The sequence below is a fragment of the Citreicoccus inhibens genome (assembly GCF_019039035.1).
In the GTDB taxonomy this organism is placed as follows: Bacteria; Myxococcota; Myxococcia; order Myxococcales; family Myxococcaceae; genus Citreicoccus; species Citreicoccus inhibens.
Genome location: NZ_JAHNZT010000010.1, coordinates 118617 through 139569, shown reverse-complemented (window position 1 = coordinate 139569; position 20953 = coordinate 118617). Strand labels below are relative to the sequence as shown.

Sequence of the window (20953 nt, the reverse complement as noted above, 5' to 3'; positions counted from 1 at the left end):
CGCGCGCGGGTTGCGAGGGGTGGGGCAGGGCGCTACGGTCCGCCGGATTCTCGACACGGCAAAGAGGCCACATGCGAGTCCTGGTCATCGGTGCGTCGCAGGGAACGGGCGCGTTGGCGGTGAGAGAGGCGCTGGCGCGAGGGCATGACGTCACCGCGTTCGCGCGCAGTCCCCAGAAGCTGGAGCTGGCGCATCCCAAGCTCACGCGCGTGGCGGGGGACTTCCACCAGAAGGACTCCGTCAGCGCTGCGGTGAAGGGTCACGACGCGGTCATCGTCACGGCGTCTGCCACGTCGCTCAAGGGCTTCAAGGAGAACCCCCACTACTTCTCGCAGGGCACGGCGCTCACCATCGAGGCCATGAAGGCGCACGGCGTCCGTCGCCTCGTGGTGCTCAGCGCGATTGGTACGGGAGAGAGTCAGCAGCTCCTCAACGTCGTCGTGCGCAAGCTGCTGGTGGGCTTCATCCTCAAGCTCCCCTTTCAGGACCATGAGCGCCAGGAGCAGCTCGTGCGCGACAGTGGGCTGGACTGGGTCATCGTGCGACCGGGCCGCCTCACGGGAGGCCCCGCGCGCAAGCGCTACGTGAAGAAGACGGCGCTCGAGCCCGTGCCTGGTTCCATCTCGCGCGCCGACGTGGCGGACTTCCTCGTGGCTGCCGCGGAAGTGGGCACCTGGGTCGGGCACGCGGTCCAAGTGGGCGGCTGAACGTTTCGTGAAGGCTCGGCGCCATCCCGGGCGCCGAGCACGGGCCCCCAAGTCCCTCCGAGGTCGAGCGACAGCTCCCCTGAGGGAAGGGCCATTTCCTCCGTGCGCCGTCGGACTCTCCGAGGCGCGCTCCAGGCGCCCGGGGTCCATCGCTCCTTGACGGATGATTGTCGTAATATTATCTGTGTCATGCGTGAGGTGAGGACATGAGCGCGAAGGCGGAGCAGAAGGAACGGACCCATCGGGACATCCTCGCGTCGGCGGGGCGCCTGCTGCGCTCGCGCGGCATCTCCGGGACGAGCGTCGGCGAGGTGATGAAGGGCGCGGGCCTCACGGTCGGCGGCTTCTATGCGCACTTCGACTCCAAGGAGCACCTGGTGCGCGAGGCCTTCCGTGCCACGTTCCGGGGCATGTGGGCGCAGGCCGTGGCGGCGACGGAGGGGGCGGGCGATCGCGCCGCGCAATACCTGGGGCGCTATCTGTCCCGCGCTCATCGAGATCATCCGGAGCAGGGATGTCCGCTGCCCGCGGTGGCGGGCGAGTTGGGGAAGGGCGACACGGAGTTCGTGGGCACGCTGGACGAGGAGCTGCGCGCGTTCGCCGAGGCGCTCGCGCCCTTGCACGAGTCCAGTCCCGAGGCGCCTCGGGGCCAGCGCGCGCTGGCGATGATTGCCCTCATGTATGGCGGCCTGAGCCTGGCTCGCGCCGTTCAGGGCACCCCGCTGTCGGACGAAATCCTGAAGGCCTGCCGCGCCTATGGCCGGGCCGCCACGAGAGGCTTCTCGCTCCCAAGCACGGAGCGCTGAGGAGGACGCATCGTCATGGGGCACGCATACATCATTGACGCCATTCGTACGCCCCGAGGTCGGGGCAAGCAGGGCAAGGGCGCGCTGTCGGACGTCCATCCGCAGGAGCTGGTGGCGCAGCTCCTGGTCGCCGCGGCGAAGCGGCAAGGGTGGCGGCCCGAGGACGTGGATGACCTCGTTCTGGGCTGTGTGTCGCAGGTGGGAGACCAGGGCGCGAACCTCGCGCGCAACGCGGTGCTGTCCGCCGGGTGGCCCCAGGAGGTGACGGGCACCACGCTCAATCGCTTCTGTGGCTCGGGCCTCCAGGCCGTGAACTTCGGCGCCATGGGGGTGATGTCGGGAGCCCAACAGCTCGTGGTCGCGGGCGGGGTGGAGAGCATGTCCCGCGTCCCCATGGGCTCGGATGGGGGCGGCCAGGACGGCGGCAACACCCACCTTCGCGCGCGTCACTTCCAGGTCCCCCAGGGCATCAGCGCGGACCTCATCGCCACGCTCGAGGGCTTCGGCCGCGAGGACATCGACGCCATCGCGCTGCGCTCCCAGCAGCGCGCGGAGGTCGCCGTCGCGGAAGGTCGCTTCGCTCGGAGCCTCGTGCCCGTCGTGCACCCGGAGACGGGGCGCGTGCTGCTGGCCGCGGACGAGACGCCGCGCGCGGGGACGACCGCGGCGGCGCTGGCTCGGCTGGAGCCTTCGTTCGTGGGGTTGGGCGCCGCGGAGGCTGGGGCGGCGGGAGAGACGCTCGATGCGCTCGCCCTGGCGCGCCATCCCCAGGCGGGCGCCATCCGGCACATGCACACGGCGGGCAACTCCAGCGGCCTCGCGGATGGCGCGGGCCTGGTCATCCTCGCCTCCGAAGACCATGTTCGCGCGCAGGGCCTCAAGCCGCGCGCTCGCATCCGCGCGATGGCCACGGTGGGCAGCGAGCCCGTCATCATGCTGACGGCGCCCGCGGCGGCGTCCCGGAAGGCGCTGCGCATGGCGGGGATGGACGTGCGCGACATCGACCTGTGGGAGATCAACGAGGCCTTCGCGGCCGTCGTCCTCCAGACGCAGAACGCGCTGGGGCTGCCCTCCGAGCGGGTCAACGTCAATGGCGGCTCCATCGCGCTGGGCCATCCGCTCGGCGCGACGGGGGCGATCCTGCTGGGGACGGTGCTGGACGAGTTGGAGCGCAGGGGCCTGTCCACCGGGCTGGTCACCTTGTGCATCAGCGGCGGACAGGGCATCGCCACCATCATCGAGCGGCTCTAGGCCCCTCTGCGCTCGCCCTGGCGCGCCGCGCCGCGCGCCCGGGGTGTCGGTGGGCGGCCGACCCGGCGTTAAATCGCAGGAGGGGCGGGACTCGCTTCGTCCTGACAGAGGGGTTGCATTATCGTCGCGCCCCCCATGACTCAGCCTTCCCCGTCGCCGAGCCAGCCTCACGCCTCCGCCGCACCGTCCACGCCGCCCAATCCTGGCGAGGCGGCGCAGGACCCGGAGCGCTACTGGCTGGAGCACGTGTACCGCGGCGGCGCGCGCCAGCTCACCGTGCGCGCGGTCATCGCGGGCATGCTGATTGGCGCGGTGATGTGCCTGTCCAACCTGTACGTCATCCTCAAGACGGGCTGGAGCCTGGGCGTCACCATCACCGCGTGCATCCTGGCCTTCGTGGTGTTCGGGACGCTGCGAGAACTGCGGGTGCTGCGCGCCGAGTTCACCGACCTGGAGAACAACGCCATGGGCTCGGTGGCTTCGGCCGCGGGCTACATGACGGGCGGCGGCAACATGCACGCGGTCCCCGCGCTGCTCATGCTCACCGGCACGTTGCCGTCCTCGGGGTGGCTGGTGCTCTGGTTCGTCGTCGTCTCCGCGCTCGGCGTCTTCGCGGCCATCCCCATCAAGCGGCAGCTCATCAACATCGAGGCCCTGCCATTCCCCACCGGCACCGCCACCGCCGAGACCATCCGCACGCTGCACGGCCATGACGCGGAGGCCAAGCGCAAGGCTCGCCTGCTGACCCTCGCGGGCGTGGTGGGCGCGGTGCTGGTGACGCTGCGCGAGGCGCGCTTCCGCTGGCTGCGCAACATCCCGGACAAGGTGAGCCTCCCGTTCGAGATCCTCGGGCGCAAGGCGAGTGACTGGTCGCTGTCGTTCGACTTCAGCCTGCTGCTCATTGGCGCCGGCGCGCTGGTGAGCTTCAAGACGGGCTGGTCCATGCTGCTGGGCGCCCTGCTGACGTACGGCTTCCTCGCGCCCGAGATGGTGACCCAGGGCGTCATCCCCACGGTGACGTTCAAGGCCATCAACAGCTGGGCGCTGTGGACGGGCTCGGGGCTGCTGGTGTCCTCGGGGCTCTTGTCCTTCGCGTTCCAGTGGCGCAGCGTGGCGCGCTCGTTCTCGGCCCTCACGGGGATGCTGCGTCGCAAGGGGGTGGTCTCGGCGGAGGTGGATCCGCTGGCGGACGTGGAGTGCCCGCCCTCCTGGTTCCCGCTGGGCTTCCTCGTGCTGGGGCCGATCGCCGTGGTGCTGATGGCCTACCTGTTCCAGATTCCGTGGTGGGCTGGGGTGCTCGCGCTGCCGTTGTCCGTGGTGATGGGCATCATCGCGTCGCGCGTGACGGGCGAGACGGACACCACGCCCACCAAGGCGCTGGGGCCCGTGACGCAGTTGATGTTCGGGGCGCTGGCTCCCGGCAACATCGCCGCCAACGTGATGAGCGCCAATGCCACGGGCGGCGTGGGGCTGCACGCGGCGGACCTTCTGACGGACCTCAAGTCCGGCTGGCTGCTGGGGGCCAACCCTCGCCAGCAGTTCTATGCGCAGCTCTTCGGCCTGATGGCGGGCGCGGTGGTGGTGGTGCCCGCGTTCCACCTCCTGGTGCCTACCGCGGAGGTGCTGGGCACCGAGCAGTTCCCGGCGCCCGCCGCCATGGTGTGGGCGAGCGTGTCCAAGCTGCTCGCCACGGGCGTGTCCGCGCTGCACCCCACGGCCCGCATCGGCGCGCTGTGCGGGTCGGCGCTGGGCATCTCGCTGGTGCTGTTGGAGCGCTGGGCGCCGGCGGCCCTGAAGCCGTACATCCCGTCCGCTTCGGGCTTCGGCCTCGCCATCGTCCTGCCGGGCTCCAGCTCCATCGCCCTCTTCACGGGCGCGACCATCGCCGAGGTGCTGCGGCGCACCCGGCCCACGCTGGCCGAGGCCACGCTGCTCCCGGTGAGCGCGGGCGCCATCGCGGGGGAGAGCTTGTTGGGCATCGCACTGGCCATGGCCAAGGCGCTGGGCGTGATGCCCAAGTGATGCAGACGCGGCTCTAGTGTGTGGACCTCCCGGCCCTGGCTGGGAAACTCGCGCGGTCGCGAGAGGAAAGGCGGGATGTCATGGGGCTGGATGAGACGGGGCCGTTCGAGACGGTGATTGTTCCCAGGACGCGAGACCTGGGCGATGGCTTCACCGTCCGGCGCGCGTTGCCCGCGGCGCAGCGGCAGATGGTGGGGCCGTTCATCTTCTTCGATCAGATGGGCCCCGCCGTGCTCGACAGTGGGCATGGGCTGGATGTCCGGCCGCATCCGCACATCGGCCTGGCGACGGTGACGTACCTCTTCGAGGGCGCCATCCTGCACCGGGACAGCCTGGGCAGCGTGCAGCGCATCGAGCCGGGCGCGGTGAACTGGATGACCGCGGGGCGCGGCATCGTCCATTCGGAGCGCTCGCCCGCGCAGGAGCGCACGGGCGGCAAGCCGCTCTCCGGCATTCAAATCTGGGTCGCGCTGCCCAAGGCGCAGGAGGAGCGCGAGCCCTCGTTCGCGCACTTCCCCGCGACGTCGCTCCCCGTCGTGCAGGAGGACGGCGTCCAGCTTCGGCTCATCGCGGGGACGCATCACGGCCTGCGCTCGCCGGTGCCCACGCTGTCCGAGCTGTTCTACGTGGACGTGGTACTCGCGGCCGGGGCGGAGGTGGTGCTCAAGGCGGACCATGACGAGCGCGCGGCCTACGTCATGAGCGGTCGCGTGGAGGTGGGCTCCGCGGCCCTGGAGGCGGGCTCGATGCCGGTCTTCGCGCGCAAGGGCGAGGTGCGCCTGCGGGCCACCGAGCCCAGTCGGGTGCTGCTGTTCGGCGGCGAGCCCATGGATGGCCCGCGGCACATCGTGTGGAACTTCGTGTCCAGCTCGGCGGCGCGCCTCGCGCAGGCCAAGGAGGACTGGAAGGCGCGGCGCTTCCCGGCCGTGGCCACCGAAACCGAATTCATCCCGCTGCCCGACAACCTGCCTTCCCCGGTCGACTACCCCTGAGGACGACACACCATGGCGCATGACCCGGACAGTGTGCTGCTCGCCGCCGCGACGGTGGAGAGCGGCGAGGGCTTCACCCAATCCATTCGCACGGGCGTCCACGCGTTCGTCGCGGACGAGCCGCCCTCGCACGGCGGCGCGGACCGAGGCCCCGCGCCCTATCAGCTCCTCCTGGGCTCGCTGGGGGCGTGCACCGCCATCACCCTGAAGATGTACGCGGCGAAGAAGCAGTGGGACCTGGGCACGCTCACCGTCCGGTTGAAGCTGGTGCGCGAGCCCACCGGTGAGCGCGTGGAGCGCGTCTTGCGCTGCGCGGACACCGTGACGGCCGAGCAGCGCGAGCGGCTGCTGGAGATCTCCGGCAAGACGCCCGTCACCGTCACGCTGCTGCGGTCCATGCGAATCGAGACGCGGTTCGCCGCGAGCGCGGACTGACGGCGCCGGCCGCGTCCCTCACACGCGTTGGCGCGCGGCCGGGGTCGGTATCTGCGCGGCCTCATGACGGTGCGCCTCGGGCGGCGTCGCGAGCGCCCGGCGCAGCATGCCCTCGGTCCATTCCAGGCTCGCGCGCGGCAGCCCCATTCCCAGGGCGAGCTCGCCGCCGTCGTGGTCGACGATGATGCCCAGCTCCCGCTCGCCTCGGGCCCCGTCTGATGACTGGCGCAGATCGATGTCGTGGATCCGCGTGGCGGGGATGCGTACGGGCTCGCGGCGGGCCCAGCGCCCCAGCCGCACCACCTCAAGGCCGCGCGAGGAGGCCGCGATGTGCCAGCCGCTGGTGGCTTCGCGCGCCACGCGCCAGAACAGATATCCCCCCGCGAGGACGAGGAACCCGACGGTGGTCGCGGGGATCCAGGCCGTCTCCTGTGCCATGCCCACGCGCGAGGCCCAGAGCCCGAGGAACGCGGGAGGACTCACGAGGCCAATGAGGCCCGCGATGGCGGCCTGCACCAGCCGTCGCGGACGCCAGCCCGTGGCGGGGAGCCAGAGCCCCAGCCCTTGGGGCGCCCGCGAGGCGCGGATGTGGCTGCCAGGGGGGGGCTCGGGCGGGAGGTGTCGCAGCGGCGCGGCCGACAAGCGCTCATCCACGCCGCGAACCGGGCCGCCCTTGATGCTCAGCCCGCCGCCGAGCACGCGCGTGACGGCCTCGGCCAGGGCCCGCGTTTCGTCCTCGTCGTGACTGCCCGCGAGGATGAGCGTGTGCTCGGGTCCCTTCAGGACGACCCGGTACAGGACCGAGGACACGAGCCCCGCGTCCGCGATGGGCCCGCGTTCCCGCAGCTCCACATGGGTGAACTGACTGAGCGCGTAGCGCTCGACCGTGCTCCGGCCGAAGGCGCGGGACCCGCGCTCGACGGTGTCCGTGGCGCGGTCGAGCCGCCACTGCGTGCCGCCCGAGAAGAGCCGGGAGAGGGCGCCGAGTCCTCCCACCAGCGCGGCCCAGAACTCAAAGGGCGGAGGCCGCCAGCCATGGCGCAGGAAGTAGGGGAGCAGCGCGAGGGAAGTGACTCCTCCCGCCGCGCAGAGGCCGCGCTCCACGGGCCCCGCGCGGTTGCGCGCGCTCAACGTCCCGTCACTGGTGGCCCACTCCGTGTCTCCGCAGCGCATGGGCGCGCAGGTTAGGCCGCGGTGAAGGGGCGCTGGAAGCCATGTTCATGCGATGGTGTCGCGCTTCTCCGGGATGCACCGGACTCAACAGACCCGAGGAACGTTTCGATGACGCGACTGGCGTGGGTGCTGGGGGGAGTGCTGCTCCTCGGTGGATGTGCCTCGCCGCAACCGGTGGCGCGCCCAGCGCCCCCCGAGACGTCGGCGGTGACCCTGGCGCCTCTCCAGACGGCCTCCGTGGTGAAAGAGGTGCCGCCGCAGTGCCCGGAGGACATCGTGAACGAGCCCGGGCTGGAGTTGGACCTCTCGCCCGAGATGCAAGCACGTGCCTGGGTCGCCTCCCTGGCGCCCGTGGACCTGGGCTTCAATCCGGATGGGCACGTGGAGCGACTCTTCCAGCGCAGCCTACCGCTCGCCGTGGGACCGGTGGAGGTGGTGGGGCTGGGGGAACCCGCGCGGCGACAGGGGTGGAGCAGGCTCCTCATCGCGAGACCCCATGCTCAGGGGTACTGCATGGTGAACGGCTGGACCACGGTCCTCCCTGGCGCGACGACGCTGTCGCTGGCGGGGACGTGGATCTCGCCTGATTCGCGCGTCGCCCTCCTCCTGCTCAAGGTGCTCCTGGTCGGGGAGAATCAACGGCCCGAGGTGCGATGGGTGACGTTGGGCACGGATGGGCACCGCGCGTGGATTGCCCTGGGCACACCGCCCGAGCATCAGCTGCTCGTCCCGTCGGTGACGTTCTCCCCGAATGGGAAGGACCTGTATCTGGACATCCACCAGCGCTACGTCACGCGGCTGCGGCTCGGGAGTGACGGGCGCTTCATCGTCCCGCCCCCCGTGAAGTGAGGCCGGCGGGCCTCAGCCCGACTTCGCCAGGCTCCCCGCGCGCAGGAGTTGCAAGAAGGAGATGGCCGCCACCGCGAGGATGGCGGTGCCATCGATGAAGTCCCTGCTGGAGAGCATGATCATCCCGAAGAGGGCGTCGATGACGAAGAGGCCCCAGCCAAGAATCGGCCTCCGCACCAGTGCCAGGAGGCCCGAGAGTCCGCCGTAGACCAGGACGATGATGGCGCCCCCGATGCCCACATCGAGCATCTGCTTCGCGTCTCCGAGGTTGGAGACCACGGAGATGAGCACCGTGACGAGCATGAACGCGGTCAGGCCGCCATGGAGCTTGGCCATGTCCCGCATGAGCGCGCGGCGCAGCTGCACCGGATCCTTCTCCGTGTCTCGCTCCACGCAGGCGGGGCAGACCGTGCGCTCGGCCTCCAGCGCATCGGGAAGGCACAGCGCGCAGTAGAAGGCGCCACAGCGCGGACAGGTGCGCGTCTCCTCGACCTGCGGGTGCCGTGGACACCGAGGCCCCAGGTCCTCCTCGGGGGTGGCGGGCGGAGCGGGCTCGAAAGCCACGGGAGCGAATGCCATCGGGGCCTCCACCACGCTCTCGGCCGGGACCGCGCCCGCGAGCGAGCCGAGACACTGAGGACAGAACTCCGCGTCGCGCGGGACGGTGGCGCCACACTCGCACCGCACCTGCCGCGAGCCCGGCGAGGACGTCTCCTGCCAGCGCGTGGGGTCGAACTTCTGGCCGGGCTCCCAGACGACCTCGGAGACAGGGGCCTCCACGGACGGTGGCGCCCCCTCGATGATCTCCGCGACGAACCCATCCGGCAGGGCATGCGCGGCGTGTCGCTTGAGGCGCAGCTCCTCCACGAGGTGGGGCTGCCTGGGCCCAAGGAGGACTTGGGTGGCGAGGCTACCGAACGCGATGGTCGACCCCAGGCGCACCAGATCGGCGGAGGGCGAGGCGGCGAGCCTGGCCTCCGAGGTCATCTCCAGGGTATCGAACAGCCTCCAGGGAGGCCGCACCCGTTGGGCGTGCTCGGGCACGGGCGCCTCGGGTTGAAAGAGCAAGGCGCGTGCGCTCGCGGCGAGGGTCAGCGGCAGCGTCCAGCGCAGCACGCGCCCCCGCTCCATCGCGGGGAGCGGAACGCACAGCAGCTCCTCCCGCGTCTCCGCGTCGATGACCCGCAAGGTGGCCGCGGGCGTCATGGGCTCGAACGCGCCCTGCAACCAGATGCGCGCCGTGGCCTGGGTGCCTTCGGCGGCGCGGAGCACCGGCTCGACGTGCAGGTGCACCGTGCCGAACTCGCGAGGCTGTCGGCCGGCCCGCTCGAGGATGTCTGGATAGAAAGGCTCGTCCATCCCCGTACGCAACCCCAATCCGCGCCCAATCACAAACACATCCTGTTAGTGTGCCGCGCCCATCCCGCCGCAAGGAGCCGCCTCCTGGACGCGTCGTCGCCTTCCTCCTCCAAGCCGCGCTTGACGAAGCTCGCCCTCTTCGTGCTGTTCGCGGGCGTCTTCGCGGCGTACAGCGCCAGCCAGGTGCGGATCCAGACGGACTCCCTCTGGTCCATCCCCACCGCGGCCAGCCTCCTGCACGAAGGCAACGCCAACCTCGACGAGTTCCGCCCGACGCTGACGACCTATACGGACCACGGCACGTGCGAGGTGGCGGGGCACACGTACTACGAATATCCGCTCGGCGCCGTGCTCGGGGCGCTCCCGTTCCTCGCGGCCACCGAGGGGGCGCTCTCGCTCACGCGCTCCCAGCTCCCACATTGGGGCCAGCGCGGCGCGGACCTGGAACAGTGGCTGACCACGTTCCGCGGCACCGGCTCGGTGGACCTCGGCTTCTACAACCGCACCGAGCAGCTCATCGCGTCCTTCTACGTGTGCGCGGCCGTGGTGGTGCTCTTCCTCGCGCTGCGTCGGCAGGTGTCGGACGGAGCCGCGCTCGCCTCCGTGCTGCTGTTCGCGTTTGGCACCACTGCCTATTCCACCGCCAGCCGCGTGCTCTGGCAGCACGCGCCCTCGCTGCTGGCCGTCGCGTGCATCGTGCTGCTGCTCGCGCGCCCGGCGCAGACGGTGCGCACCGCCTTGCTGACGGGGCTCGTCGTCGCGTGCGCGTACGTCTGCCGGCCCACCAACGCGCTCTCGGTCCTCGTCGTCACGGCCTTCTTCGCGCTGCGCTGGACGCGGCTCCTGCCCGCGTTCTTCGCCGGTGCCTCCGTGGTGGCGCTGCCGTTCTGCGCCTACAACCTGGCCACGTATGGCGCGCTGCTCTCCCCCTACTACGCCAAGGGGTTGGATCCGGGCGGCGCGCGCTTCTTCCAGGCGCTCGCGGCGAACCTCATCAGCCCCTCGCGCGGGCTCCTCATCTACTCGCCCTTCCTCTTCCTCAGCGGGGTGGGCGTGTATCAGCGGCTGCGCCGAGGCGAGCTCCAGGCCTACGACAGGGCCTTCCTGGCCATCCTGGTGCTCCATTGGTTGGCCATCTCCGCGTTCCCGGTCTGGTGGGCGGGGCACTCGGTGGGGCCGCGCTTCTTCACGGACGTGTTGCCCTACTGCGTCTACTTCCTGGCCTCGCCGCTGCAATCGCTCCTGGAGGCGCCGCGCCAGCACCGGGCCCTCACCGCCGCGGTGCTGCTCACGGCGGGCTTCAGCGTCGCCTTCCATTGGCGCGCCTCGACCTCGTTCGCCGTCCATGCGTGGAACTCCACGCCCACCAACGTGGATGAGCGGCCCGAGCGTGCCTGGGACTGGAAGGACCCCCAGTTCCTGCGGGCCATCCCCGGCCGGCGAGGGTGAGAGAAAGTTTCTCTTCCGGACAGACCGGAGAGACACAACTTTCGGCGGGCTCGATGCGACAAGCTGTCGATTCTCCGCGTCGTGCGCCTTCTCGAGACCGCCCCATGAGTGATTCGAAGATTCGCCGTCCGCCCGCGACCCCTCCGGCCCCGGTGCCGTCCTCTGCCCAGGAAAACCGGAAAGCCACGGCGACCGGCGGGGGGAAGGCGAGCCCCGTCCCGGGGGCTCGGCTGGAGCGTTCGCGCTTCGAGTCCACGCCGGCCCCGTTGTCTCGCGGCGGCGATGCCTTCGAGAAGTCGGGTGGGGCGGGCGGGTTGGCGGCGGCGCGTCCCACCGCGTCCGTGCAGTCCGGCGCCACGGTGGACAAGCCCCAGCCGCGCACCATCACTTTTGTCTACGACGCGGGGCCGCACGGCTCGCTCACGAACCCGCAGCTCAAGGGGAGCTGGGACGCGGACGGTCGCTACAACGCGCAGTGGTCCGCGGGCACCGTGCCCATGCGCTCGCTGGGCCATGGCAAGTACGCGGCCACGGTGACGCTCGCGGATGACGGCCTGCCGCGCAACTGGGAGTGGGGCGTGACGGTGGATGGGCCCTCGGGCAAGGGCCAGTGGGCGGTGATGGGGGAGGGCAACCTCAAGTTGGATCTCTCCAAGCCCACCGCGTCCTACGCGCCGACGACGTACCACGAGATGGGCGTGCAGCGCTCGGGCAAGGACGCGTCCTTCAAGCTCTGGGCACCGGACGCGCGCGACGTGCGCGTGAAGGTGACGGACACGCAGGGCCGCGAGCAGCGCTTCCCCATGACGCGCGACGAGGGCGGCAACTGGAGCGCGCAGGTGAAGGGCGGCTGGGCCTCGCTGGAGGGCAAGTCCTACGTCTACGAGGTGGTGGACTCCACCGGCGCGGCGAGCGACCGGCCGGATCCATACGCGCGCGAGATGATGGGCGAGCAGCGTGGCTTGGACAGGCTCTACCTGGACCCGGTGCGCGGCAAGGAAGTGGACCGCTACGCGCAAGGCGCCGTGGGCCTGATGCGCTTCGACGTGGACGACGCGGAGACCGCGCACAGCGCCTACCTGGTGCTGAAGGACCCCAGCGGAAAGCCGCTGGGCAAGCAGGCGTTGCTCGAGCGCCTGGGGGGCTTCGACGCGGGCGCCATCGACAAGCTCCGGGGCGGAAAGTTCAACGACCTCTGGTCGAAGAACATCGAGGCGGACGGGCGCATCCGCATGACGAACGAGGGCGGGGCGTGGACCACCCTCGTGAATGATCCGGACAAGCTCGCGGGGCTCCGCTACGAGTTCCAGGTGTTCGACCAGGACGCGAGCGGCAAGCTCCAGCTCCGGGGCGACAAGAACCGCGACGGCAAGCTGAGCAGCACCGAGCGCTCCGCCTCCAAGGTGAACGACCCCTGGAGCGACGTGCTCACGAAGAGCAGCGGCGTGTCCTTCCGTGGCTCGCTCGTCGTGGACCCCACGCGCTTCAGCTTCCAGCATGACGCGGCGCCTCGGGAGAAGGATCCGGCGAAGTGGGTGGTGTACCAGCTCCACGTGGGCAGCTTCCTGGGCGAGGCGGGCAACTCGGATCGCTCCACCATGGAGGACCTGCTCGGCAAGCTCGACTACTTCAAGGAGCTGGGCGTCAACACGCTGGAGCTTCTGCCCGTCAATGAGGTGGAGGGCAGCCGCAACTGGGGCTACCTGGGCGTCAACAGCCTCGCGGTGGAGAGCTCGTTCGGGTTCGAGGACAAGGACGGCCGCTGGGTCGAGGGGCGCGAGGCGCTCCAGCGCTTCATTGACGCGGCCCACGAGCGCGGCCTCAACGTGGTGTCCGACGTCGTCTACAACCACGTCTTCGGCGACTACAACGGCCTGTGGAACATGGGCGGGCCGAGCAACCCGTACTTCAACTGGTCCAAGGAGCCGGGGAAGTTCGAGCAGCGCGACACGCCCTGGGGCTCGGTGCCCGCGTATGACAACCCGAAGGTGAAGCAGCTCTTCGTGGACCACGCGGTGTCGCAGGTGGAGGAGCTGCACTTCGACGGGCTGCGCTTCGACTTCACCGAGCCCATCAAGGGCGTGGGCGGCAAGGCCGGCTGGGACATGCTCCGGGAGATCAACCGGCAGGTGCACTTCGTCAACCCGAACGCGTGGACCGTGGCCGAGCAGTTCGACTACGACCCGACGCTCACGCGGCCCGCCAAGGCGGACGGCACCGGCGGCGGCTTCGACGCGCAGTGGTACACCGAGTTCCAGCATCGGCTGGTGAACGACAACGCGAAGCCCGGGCTCGTGCAGGCGGCGGCGCGCGGCCAGACGACGGACATGGAAGCCTTCATGTCCATGATGACGGCGCCGCGCGGCCTGGATGACTGGAAGCACGCGCTGTCCATCATCTCCAACCATGACGAGGTCGGAAACGGCCAGCGCACGATGAACACCGCCGAGGGCGCCAATCCCACGGACTTCCCGGACGAGTGGTCGCGGGGCGCGGCGCGCTTCGCGGCGGGCATTGGCCTGGCGGGGCCGGGCGTCCCCATGTTCTTCCAGGGCGACGAGTTCGGCGCGCAGAACGACTTCCGCTGGGGCAACCCGTCCACCTGGGACAGCGATTGGAGCTGGCAGTCGGTGGGCCAGGGCGTGGACTTCAGCCGCGTGCGCTTCGACGACGCGCGCAAGGCGACCTACGAGCGCCTCTTCGCGCAGCCGCCCGAGGCTCGCGCGAAGGACGCCGAGTTCCAGGCGTTCTCCGCCGACGACAAGAAGCTCTTCACGGAGATCGCCGCCCTGCCCGCGAGCGAGCGCACGGGCGCGATGCTCAACGTGACGCGCCGGCAGAGCTTCGGCTTCTACAAGGACGCCATCGCGCTGCGCTCCAGCAGCCCCGCCTTCCGCTCGGACGCGGAGGTCAAGCGCGTGTACACGCACAACCAGGACGCGGTGATGGCCTTCACGCGCAAGTCCGGGGACGACGAGTACCTCGTGGTGGGCAGCCTCAACCGCAAGAACCTGGAGGGCTACGCGCTGCCGCTGCCTCCCGGGAACTGGAAGGAAGTGCTCAACAGCGACGCCGCGGTGTACGGCGGGAGCAACTTCGGCAACTACGGCGCCACGCTCTCGGGCAGCGCCGACACGAAGGTGAACATCCCCGCCGCCGGCTACGTGGTGTTCAAGAAGGCATAGCCGCTACATCGTCTCCAGCTCCCGGCCCTTCGTCTCGGGGATGTGGCGAAGGGTGAAGTAGAACGAGAACACGGCGGCCGCCGTGTAGAGGCCATAAGCCCAGCCCAGCCCCACGTTCGCCAGCACGGGGAAGGTCACCGACACGATGAAGTTGGCGATCCACTGGGCCATGGCCGCCAGCGACAGGGCGAGCGCGCGGATGCGATTGGGGAACATCTCTCCCAAGAGCACCCACATCACCGGGCCCCACGAGAACCCGAAGCTGACGACGTAGAGGTTCGCGGCCACCAGCGCCGTGGTTCCGGCCGCGCCATGCAACACGGGGTTGCCGTGCGCGTCCAGCGGCGCGGTGCCGAAGAGATAGGCCAAGAGCCCCAGCGTGAGCGCCATGCCCACCGAGCCCGCGAGCAACAGCGGCCTGCGGCCGATCTTGTCCACGCACGCGATGGCCACCAGCGTGGTGACGATGTTGGTGACGCTGGTGATGACGGTGATGAGCAGCGAGTCCTGCTCGGAGAAGCCCACCGCCTGCCACAGCACGCTGGAGTAATAGAAGATGACGTTGATGCCCACGAACTGCTGGAGCACGGCGAGGACGATGCCGACCCAGACGATGGGCTGAAGCCCCAGACGAGCGCCCCGCAGGTCCGCCATGCGAGCGGGCCGGTCCGCGCGCAGCGACTTGCGGATCTCCACCACCTTGGACGGCGCGGTGTCTCCGATGATGTCGCGCAGCACGCCGAGCGCCTCCTGCTCGCGCCCCTTGGCCACCAGGTAGCGCGGCGACTCGGGGATGAAGAGCGAGCCCACGCCGTAGAGCAGCGCGGGCGGCAGGCCGCTCCAGAACATCCAGCGCCACGCGGTGATGCCGAACCACAGCGGGTTGGACGCGGAGCCCGCGCTGCGCGCGATGGCGAAGTCCCCCAACAGCGCCATGAAGATGCCCACCACGATGGCGAGCTGCTGGAGCGAGCCCAATCGGCCCCGCAGGTGGGCCGGGGCGATCTCCGCGATGTAGGCCGGCACGACGACGCTGGCGATGCCGACCGACAGTCCGCCGATGAGTCGCCAGATGCTCAAGTCCCACAGCGCGAACGCGAGCCCCGAGCCCAGCGCGCTGAGGATGAACAGGCCCGAGGCGATGGCCATGACGCGCGTGCGCCCGAAGTGATCCGCCAGCCGCCCGGCGAAGAACGCGCCCACCGCCGAGCCGACGAGGGCCGACGAGACACACAGGCCCAGGGCCCACGCGCTCGCCCGGAACTCGGTGGCCAGCGCGCCCACGGTGCCGTTGATGACGGCCGTGTCGAAGCCGAAGAGGAACCCCCCGAGCGCCGCCACCGCGGAGATGAGGACGATCCGCGCCGTGGATGTGTGCGGTCGGACCGTGGGCTGCCGACCTGCTGGGACCTCCAGGACCTCCGCCATGCGCCCCCCCCGCGGGACGAGCCGACCCGCCGTGCCTGAACAGGTAGGCCTCGCACCGGTCCTGGCGGCACTTACGACGGGGTGGGCCCCTGCCTCCTCGGCGCCTCGGCCCCCAGGCGACAGGGGCGGGCGCGGGCGGGCAGCGGAGCGCTCGGGCGGCGTCCTCGAGGCTCAGGACGCCGCGGCGGCGTCGCGGTAGCGGACCATGCGCTGCTGGACGGGATCCCACAGGTCCAACCGCAGGCACGTCGCGATGTCGCGCGGGTGCAGGGTCGTGACGTGCGGCGTGCTCAACTCGGGGATGGCGGCCATCGCCTCGGGCAGCCGGTAGAAGGGGATGCGCGGGTTGAGGTGGTGGACGTGGTGGTAGCCGATGTTGCCCGTGAACCACGCCATGATGGGACCGCACTTCAGATAGCTGGAGGCTTCGAGCGCGCCCTCGACATGCGTCCACTGCTCCTCGGGGAGCAGCTTCACGTCATCGAAGTTGTGCTGCGCGTAGAACAGATACGCGCCCATCGCGTAGCCGAGGAACAGCGGGCCCACGAAGGCCGTGAAGTAGACGCCGGGCCCGAGCAGCTTCCACACCGCGATGGACAGCGCGACGTGGACGACGAGCGCCACGCCCGAGGCCCAGTACCGCCGAGGCGCGCGCAGGAAGGGCCGCAGGCACAGGTTGAGGAGGAACGCGGTGATGTAGCCGAACAGGAGCGTCAGCGGATGGCGCTCCACCCGGTAGCCCAGGCGCTCCAGCGGGGAGGCCTTGCGCCAGGTCTCGGTGGTCCACGTGATGAAGGTGCCGGCCGCGTCGGCGGACAGGCGCGCCGTGTTGGCGTGATGGTGGTTGTGCGTGTCATTCCAGATGCGCGCGGGCGTGAGCATCAGGATGCCCTGGAGATGGAACAGCACCTGCGTCAGTTTCGACGCGCCCGGCACCAGGGCTCCATGCATGAAGTCATGGTAGAGGATGAACGCGCGCACCAGGACGAGCGCCTCCAGCACGCCGCCCAGGATTCGCAGCGGCAGCCAAGGCGCGGCAGCGGCCATCACCATGGCGCCCGCGAGCGCGAGCACGGTCGAGGCGATGTTCCACCTCGCCCGTGCCCCGTCGGACTGGGCGAAGGGGCGCGTCCGGGTGATGAGGTCCTTGCTCGCGCTGTGCGCTGTACGTTCCATGGATGGGGAGCTCCGAGGAGTCGCCGCGGCATCCGGCCACGGGAAAGCTTGCCCCAGCGTTCTGGCATTCCCATGTCATGGGGAAGTCAGCCCGTGATTTGACGCGGCATGCCACGATTCAGCGGCGAGCGGCTGCTCAGCAGGCCGCCGGAAGGTGTCTGGAATCGACCTCCGCATGGGCGGAGGCGGTTCGCGTTGCTCCTCGCGTTTCCAGTGCCTCGTGGCACATTGCTTCCGGATGAGAGCTCAGCTCACCACGCTCATGGCCCCCGAGGATGAGGCCGCCTTTCTGCGGTTCGTGTTTGAGCGGCCCACCGCCTATCTGATCCCGGGCGTTCGGCACCCAGCCCGAGGTCGGCAGTCGCGAGCATGGGGTCTGGGCCGGCCCCCACGCCATCGAGCGCTCACGACGCGGATGGAAGCTCAAGCAGAACGGCCCGCCCGAGTTCTCACTGCACGCCTTCGAGCCCATCGATGAGGACCGGGTCCTGGCGCGCTACCGAGCGCCCAAGAACCTCCTCCTCGTGGGGCGCGTGACCCATGCGGGCGAGATGGTGGATCCGATGCTGCGCAAGCAGGTCTTTCGCGTCGAGTGGGAGCCCCGCGGACCGCTTTCGAGTTTTGAGGGGCCGTTCATGGCTTCCAGCCCTGAACCCAAGCTCGGCGATGAGGTCGCCTGTGTGTTCAACGAGAACATCTTGGGCAGACACCCGGAGCCGTGGGAGCCGCGTGAGATCAAGAAGCTCACCCCGAAGAACCGCGAGCGGACTCTTCAATCGCTTCGCAAGACGTGGCGCCTTTGAGCTGCCTGCCCTGGCATGACGGGACGCGGGGTTGCCAGTGATGCGCCAGGCCGTCTACGTTCGCGAAGCTTTCTGCATCCAGGCAGCCGGCGTCGCCCCCCGGTCCCAACGCGGCGTCTCCCGTGTCGTTGATCTCCAGCGTCGATGACTCGTTCCATCCCAGGATGGAGTGGACCTCGCGCGAGCACATCCTCGCGCAGCTTGTCTCCTTGCTGGAGGTGGTTCCCCTGCGTGACAGGGGCGCACGCAGGCTCATCGTCGAGCTCATCGCCCGCTTCGACCCGGACGGCGGACGCGACGCCTGTCTGCTTGGTGTGTTCCTCGACGCGCACGAGAGCCTTGACGTGAGGGAGGCCGCGGTGCTCTCCACGCTGGGGCGCGAGCGTCGGATGAAGATGTCCCGCGAGGCGCTGGCCCGGCTCGCGAGCGGAGCGACCGACGAGACGACCTCCCTGTCGATCCTCGTGGACCTGGCGCTCTCGGCGCTCGTGCTCGACGCGGATGCCGAGCCACTCGCGTGGGAGCTCCTGCTCCAGGAGTCACCCGCGGAACGTGCCTCCCTCCTCACCCGGCTGCGGCCGAATGGGCCGAACCCCACGCTTGCCGAGCGCTTGTTCCGGCAGTGGTGGAGCTGGGACCGCCCTGTAATCGAAGCCACGCACAACGAGCGGGTGGAGAAGAACGGAGGCGTCGCGCTCACGTGGCGGCGGCCGGAGACGCTGGACCTCCTGGTGCGTTGGGCGCTGACGCTCGAACCATGGCTGCTGCGCATGTGGGTCCTCCGGGAGCTCTCTCCGGCCGAGCAGCGAGGGCTGTTCCTCGCATCCCCTGAGCTGCACCAACGGGCGGTCGCCGCGCTCCTATTGCCCGTCGAGGACATGGTCGATGCGCTTGGGGCGCAAGGCTTGCTGGCGTCGTTGAAGAAAACGCTGCATGAGGACAGTCGGGCATGGCATCTGACCCCGCTCGGCGTCGCTCATCCCAAACATCTGGACGATGCCGCGAGGCTGCTGGCGACCTGGAGGGAGGCCCGGCCCCTCTTCCACAAGATGCTTTGTGCCCTCGACCTGGCGACACCGACGCGTCGCGCCCTGGTACGGGCCTTGTTCAATCACGACCGCGCCCTGGCTCCGCGCTGGGCGCGGGAGGCGGAGCGCTATCCCGACAACGCACCGCTCGTTCGCGAGGTGCTCCGCCTCGTGGCTCAAGCGCCCATCGAGTCCGACCGTGCCTTCTTGTGGCATTGGCTCCGGTCGGAGGCCGCGTGGGCGATGGCCTGGGCGCTGGAGGGGCTGTTGGTCCTGGGAGAGTCCGGGGCGGAGTGGCGTGCGCGTCTGCTGGACCTGCGTCGCTCGAACGACATCTACGTCCGGCTTCGCGCCGCCGCGGGGCTGGTCCGGGAGGAGGGGCACGCGGACGCGCTCATGGAACTGCGCGGGTGTGCCCGTGACGCGACCCTGCCCGTCATCCGCGCGGAGGCCATTCGCTGGCTGGGGGCGGTGGATGCCGAGGCCAGTCGCCCGTTCCTGTATCAAGCCGTCGAGGCCGCTCCCATGTCGCGTCGTCTCGCGACGAGGGGGGACTTGGACGAGCAATTGGACGACAGCGGACAGGTGGCGGCTCCGGTGCCGGAAGCGGAGGAGGCGGCCGCGGCGCTCGACCGGCTCGGCACGCCGGAGGACCTCGCCCGCCTCCTCGACTCGCGGTTGCGCTACCGGTGCAGCCCGGAGTTCGCCGACGCGCTGGCCCGGCACCTGTCCCGACAGGAGGGACGCGAGTCCGAGCCCTCACCCACGTCGTGTGTCATGCAGCGGTGGTGGATCCGGCAGGACGCGGCCGACGCGGAGTGACACGCGGGCCGGCGGCCACGGTGTGCGACCGCCCTAGCGCTCGCGAATGACGACGAGGGGCGTCAAGGAGCCACCCTTGGCCACGTTGACCACCGCCGCGGTGGACAGCCGCACGAGGCAGGACTCCTGCCTCGCGTCGTTCCACACGAACGGGTTGAGATCCGAGTAGAGCGATTCGAAGTGGAGCTGGCCGTCCTCGAAGTAGGGGAAGCGCTCGCGCGGCGTGATGACGCGCTCCTGGACGACCCACGTCTCCTCGCGCGCTTGTTGGAGCGTCGTGCGCCAGGGCTCCGCGTCGGTCTCCCAGCCCAACGTGACGCTGGCGCCGCCGTAGTCCGTGGTGGGCTTGAGGACGAACTGTTCGCGGTGCTCCAGGATGAAGGGCACCAGGTCCACGTCCTCGCCGCGGTAGCGCGTGGTGCCATCGCGCACCAGCCGCGTCCACGGGACGTGCCGCGCCACCGCCGCGCGCGACTCCGCGTCGAACAGCTCGGTCTCCGCGTGGGCGCTGAGGATGGCGAAGAGGGCCTTGCTGCGCAGCACGCAGGTGCGGAACAGCCCGTTCATGAACCACGCGGAGCCCGCGCGCAGGGCCTCCATGACCGGGTGCTCGGGGCCGCAGCCGATGACGAGTCCGCCAAAGCCAATCGCGGAGATGAACGTGACGGCGTCGATGCGCAGGTCGCGCAGGAAGAGCTGCCCGTCGCGGTGCGACCACTCATCCTCGGACGTGACGATCTCCAGGAGGATGCCCTGCGCCTGGAAGTACTCCTGGAGGACATCCTCCTCCTCGGAGTCGTCCGGGCCCGCCGGTCCGAAGAAGGCCATGCGCAGCGGTCCGGTGCGCCCCGTGCGCGCGTGGTTCTCTCGCAGCGCCTCGATGTAGTGGGGGGCGTAGCGGGGCGCGTCCACCGCGTAGCGCCGGGAGAACGACTCCATGATGGGCGTGGTGTGGAAGGCCTCGGCCAGGTCATGCGTGCGGAAGAGTCCACCCGGCGCGGTGTTGTACTCGATGAAGCGCAGCACGCCGGACGCGTCCATCAAGCCATCCATGCGCCCGATGACACTGGGCAGGGGCGAGTGCGCGTCCGCCGTGGCCAGGAGGTCCACCCACTCCGGCAAGGCCAGCTCGCGGCGAAAGGGCTCGTCCCGGCACGCGCGCTGGAACACCACCTCCAAGGCGCGATTCACCGCGAGGGTCGCGCGCTGAATCTCCTGTTGCTGCGCGGCCGTGATGAAGCGCGGGCGCAAGGCGCGGTACAGCGAGCGGCCCTGGCGTCGCAGCGAGGTGCGGGAGGCGACCGCTCGAACCAACTGCTCATGGGTGCGGTGCAGGACATCGCCCTGGAGCAGGTGCTCATAGTGGGCGACAGCTTCGGCAATCACGTTGCGGGACATGCGAGCGCTCCGGAGGTGGATGCCATGCGAGGAGGAGAGGTTCTTCCGCCTCCCCGCATGGATTCAAGCC

Annotated in this window: 16 protein-coding genes; 11 read left to right on the top strand and 5 right to left on the bottom strand. The window is 70.1% G+C overall.

Features of this window, described 5'->3' with window-relative positions; genetic code table 11:
* Nucleotides 1-71 precede the first annotated feature (71 nt).
* The 6 genes from KRR26_RS15130 (at nt 72) to KRR26_RS15105 (ending at nt 6213) form a co-directional block, all read left to right on the top strand.
* On the top strand, nt 72-707 hold the full coding sequence (locus KRR26_RS15130) for an NAD(P)-dependent oxidoreductase (protein ID WP_120207035.1): 636 nt from the start codon (nt 72-74) through the stop codon (nt 705-707).
* 206 nt (nt 708-913) lie between these two features.
* The gene (locus KRR26_RS15125; protein WP_120207033.1) at nt 914-1513 is read left to right on the top strand and encodes a TetR/AcrR family transcriptional regulator; all 600 of its coding nucleotides are present in this window, start codon (nt 914-916) and stop codon (nt 1511-1513) included.
* A gap of 15 nt (nt 1514-1528) precedes the next feature.
* Complete coding sequence (locus KRR26_RS15120; RefSeq protein WP_217080162.1) at nt 1529-2764, top strand: acetyl-CoA C-acetyltransferase; 1236 nt, start codon at nt 1529-1531, stop codon at nt 2762-2764.
* A gap of 135 nt (nt 2765-2899) precedes the next feature.
* Entirely contained in the window at nt 2900-4786 is a 1887-nt protein-coding gene (locus KRR26_RS15115; RefSeq protein ID WP_217080161.1) for an OPT family oligopeptide transporter, read from the top strand.
* Between the two features lie 80 nt (nt 4787-4866).
* Complete coding sequence (locus KRR26_RS15110) at nt 4867-5778, top strand: pirin family protein (protein ID WP_120207027.1); 912 nt, start codon at nt 4867-4869, stop codon at nt 5776-5778.
* Between the two features lie 12 nt (nt 5779-5790).
* Nucleotides 5791-6213 (top strand): OsmC family protein, encoded by a 423-nt coding sequence (locus KRR26_RS15105; protein WP_120207025.1) that lies wholly within the window; start codon nt 5791-5793, stop codon nt 6211-6213.
* 18 nt (nt 6214-6231) lie between these two features.
* On the opposite strand, the gene KRR26_RS15100 is transcribed toward KRR26_RS15105, so the two are convergent.
* Complete coding sequence (locus tag KRR26_RS15100) at nt 6232-7386, bottom strand: hypothetical protein (RefSeq protein WP_217080160.1); 1155 nt, start codon at nt 7384-7386, stop codon at nt 6232-6234.
* Between the two features lie 108 nt (nt 7387-7494).
* Between KRR26_RS15100 and KRR26_RS15095 the strand changes: the two genes are divergently transcribed.
* Nucleotides 7495-8235, top strand: coding sequence for a hypothetical protein (locus KRR26_RS15095; protein WP_217080159.1), 741 nt, complete (start codon nt 7495-7497; stop codon nt 8233-8235).
* Nucleotides 8236-8247: 12 nt separating this feature from the next.
* On the opposite strand, the gene KRR26_RS15090 is transcribed toward KRR26_RS15095, so the two are convergent.
* Nucleotides 8248-9594: an RING finger protein gene (locus KRR26_RS15090; RefSeq protein WP_217080158.1), complete on the bottom strand. Its 1347-nt coding sequence runs from the start codon at nt 9592-9594 to the stop codon at nt 8248-8250.
* Between the two features lie 120 nt (nt 9595-9714).
* Between KRR26_RS15090 and KRR26_RS15085 the strand changes: the two genes are divergently transcribed.
* Nucleotides 9715-11043: a hypothetical protein gene (locus KRR26_RS15085; RefSeq protein ID WP_120207016.1), complete on the top strand. Its 1329-nt coding sequence runs from the start codon at nt 9715-9717 to the stop codon at nt 11041-11043.
* A gap of 104 nt (nt 11044-11147) precedes the next feature.
* A complete protein-coding gene (locus tag KRR26_RS15080) occupies nt 11148-14228 on the top strand; it encodes an alpha-amylase family glycosyl hydrolase (RefSeq protein WP_217080157.1) in 3081 nt (1026 codons plus the stop codon).
* Between the two features lie 3 nt (nt 14229-14231).
* Here KRR26_RS15080 and KRR26_RS15075 read toward each other — a convergent pair whose 3' ends face one another.
* Complete coding sequence (locus KRR26_RS15075; RefSeq protein WP_120207012.1) at nt 14232-15656, bottom strand: sugar porter family MFS transporter; 1425 nt, start codon at nt 15654-15656, stop codon at nt 14232-14234.
* 171 nt (nt 15657-15827) lie between these two features.
* Nucleotides 15828-16832 (bottom strand): fatty acid desaturase family protein, encoded by a 1005-nt coding sequence (locus tag KRR26_RS15070; protein WP_217080156.1) that lies wholly within the window; start codon nt 16830-16832, stop codon nt 15828-15830.
* A 524-nt stretch (nt 16833-17356) separates the two neighbouring features.
* Here KRR26_RS15070 and KRR26_RS15065 point away from each other — a divergent pair.
* Both KRR26_RS15065 and KRR26_RS15060 read left to right on the top strand, forming a co-directional pair.
* Nucleotides 17357-17635, top strand: a complete 279-nt coding sequence (locus tag KRR26_RS15065) for a hypothetical protein (protein WP_217080155.1) — start codon at nt 17357-17359, stop codon at nt 17633-17635.
* A 122-nt stretch (nt 17636-17757) separates the two neighbouring features.
* On the top strand, nt 17758-19485 hold the full coding sequence (locus KRR26_RS15060; protein ID WP_217080154.1) for a hypothetical protein: 1728 nt from the start codon (nt 17758-17760) through the stop codon (nt 19483-19485).
* Nucleotides 19486-19518: 33 nt separating this feature from the next.
* Here KRR26_RS15060 and KRR26_RS15055 read toward each other — a convergent pair whose 3' ends face one another.
* Nucleotides 19519-20883 (bottom strand): glutathionylspermidine synthase family protein, encoded by a 1365-nt coding sequence (locus tag KRR26_RS15055; protein WP_217080153.1) that lies wholly within the window; start codon nt 20881-20883, stop codon nt 19519-19521.
* Between the last annotated feature and the right edge of the window lie 70 nt (nt 20884-20953).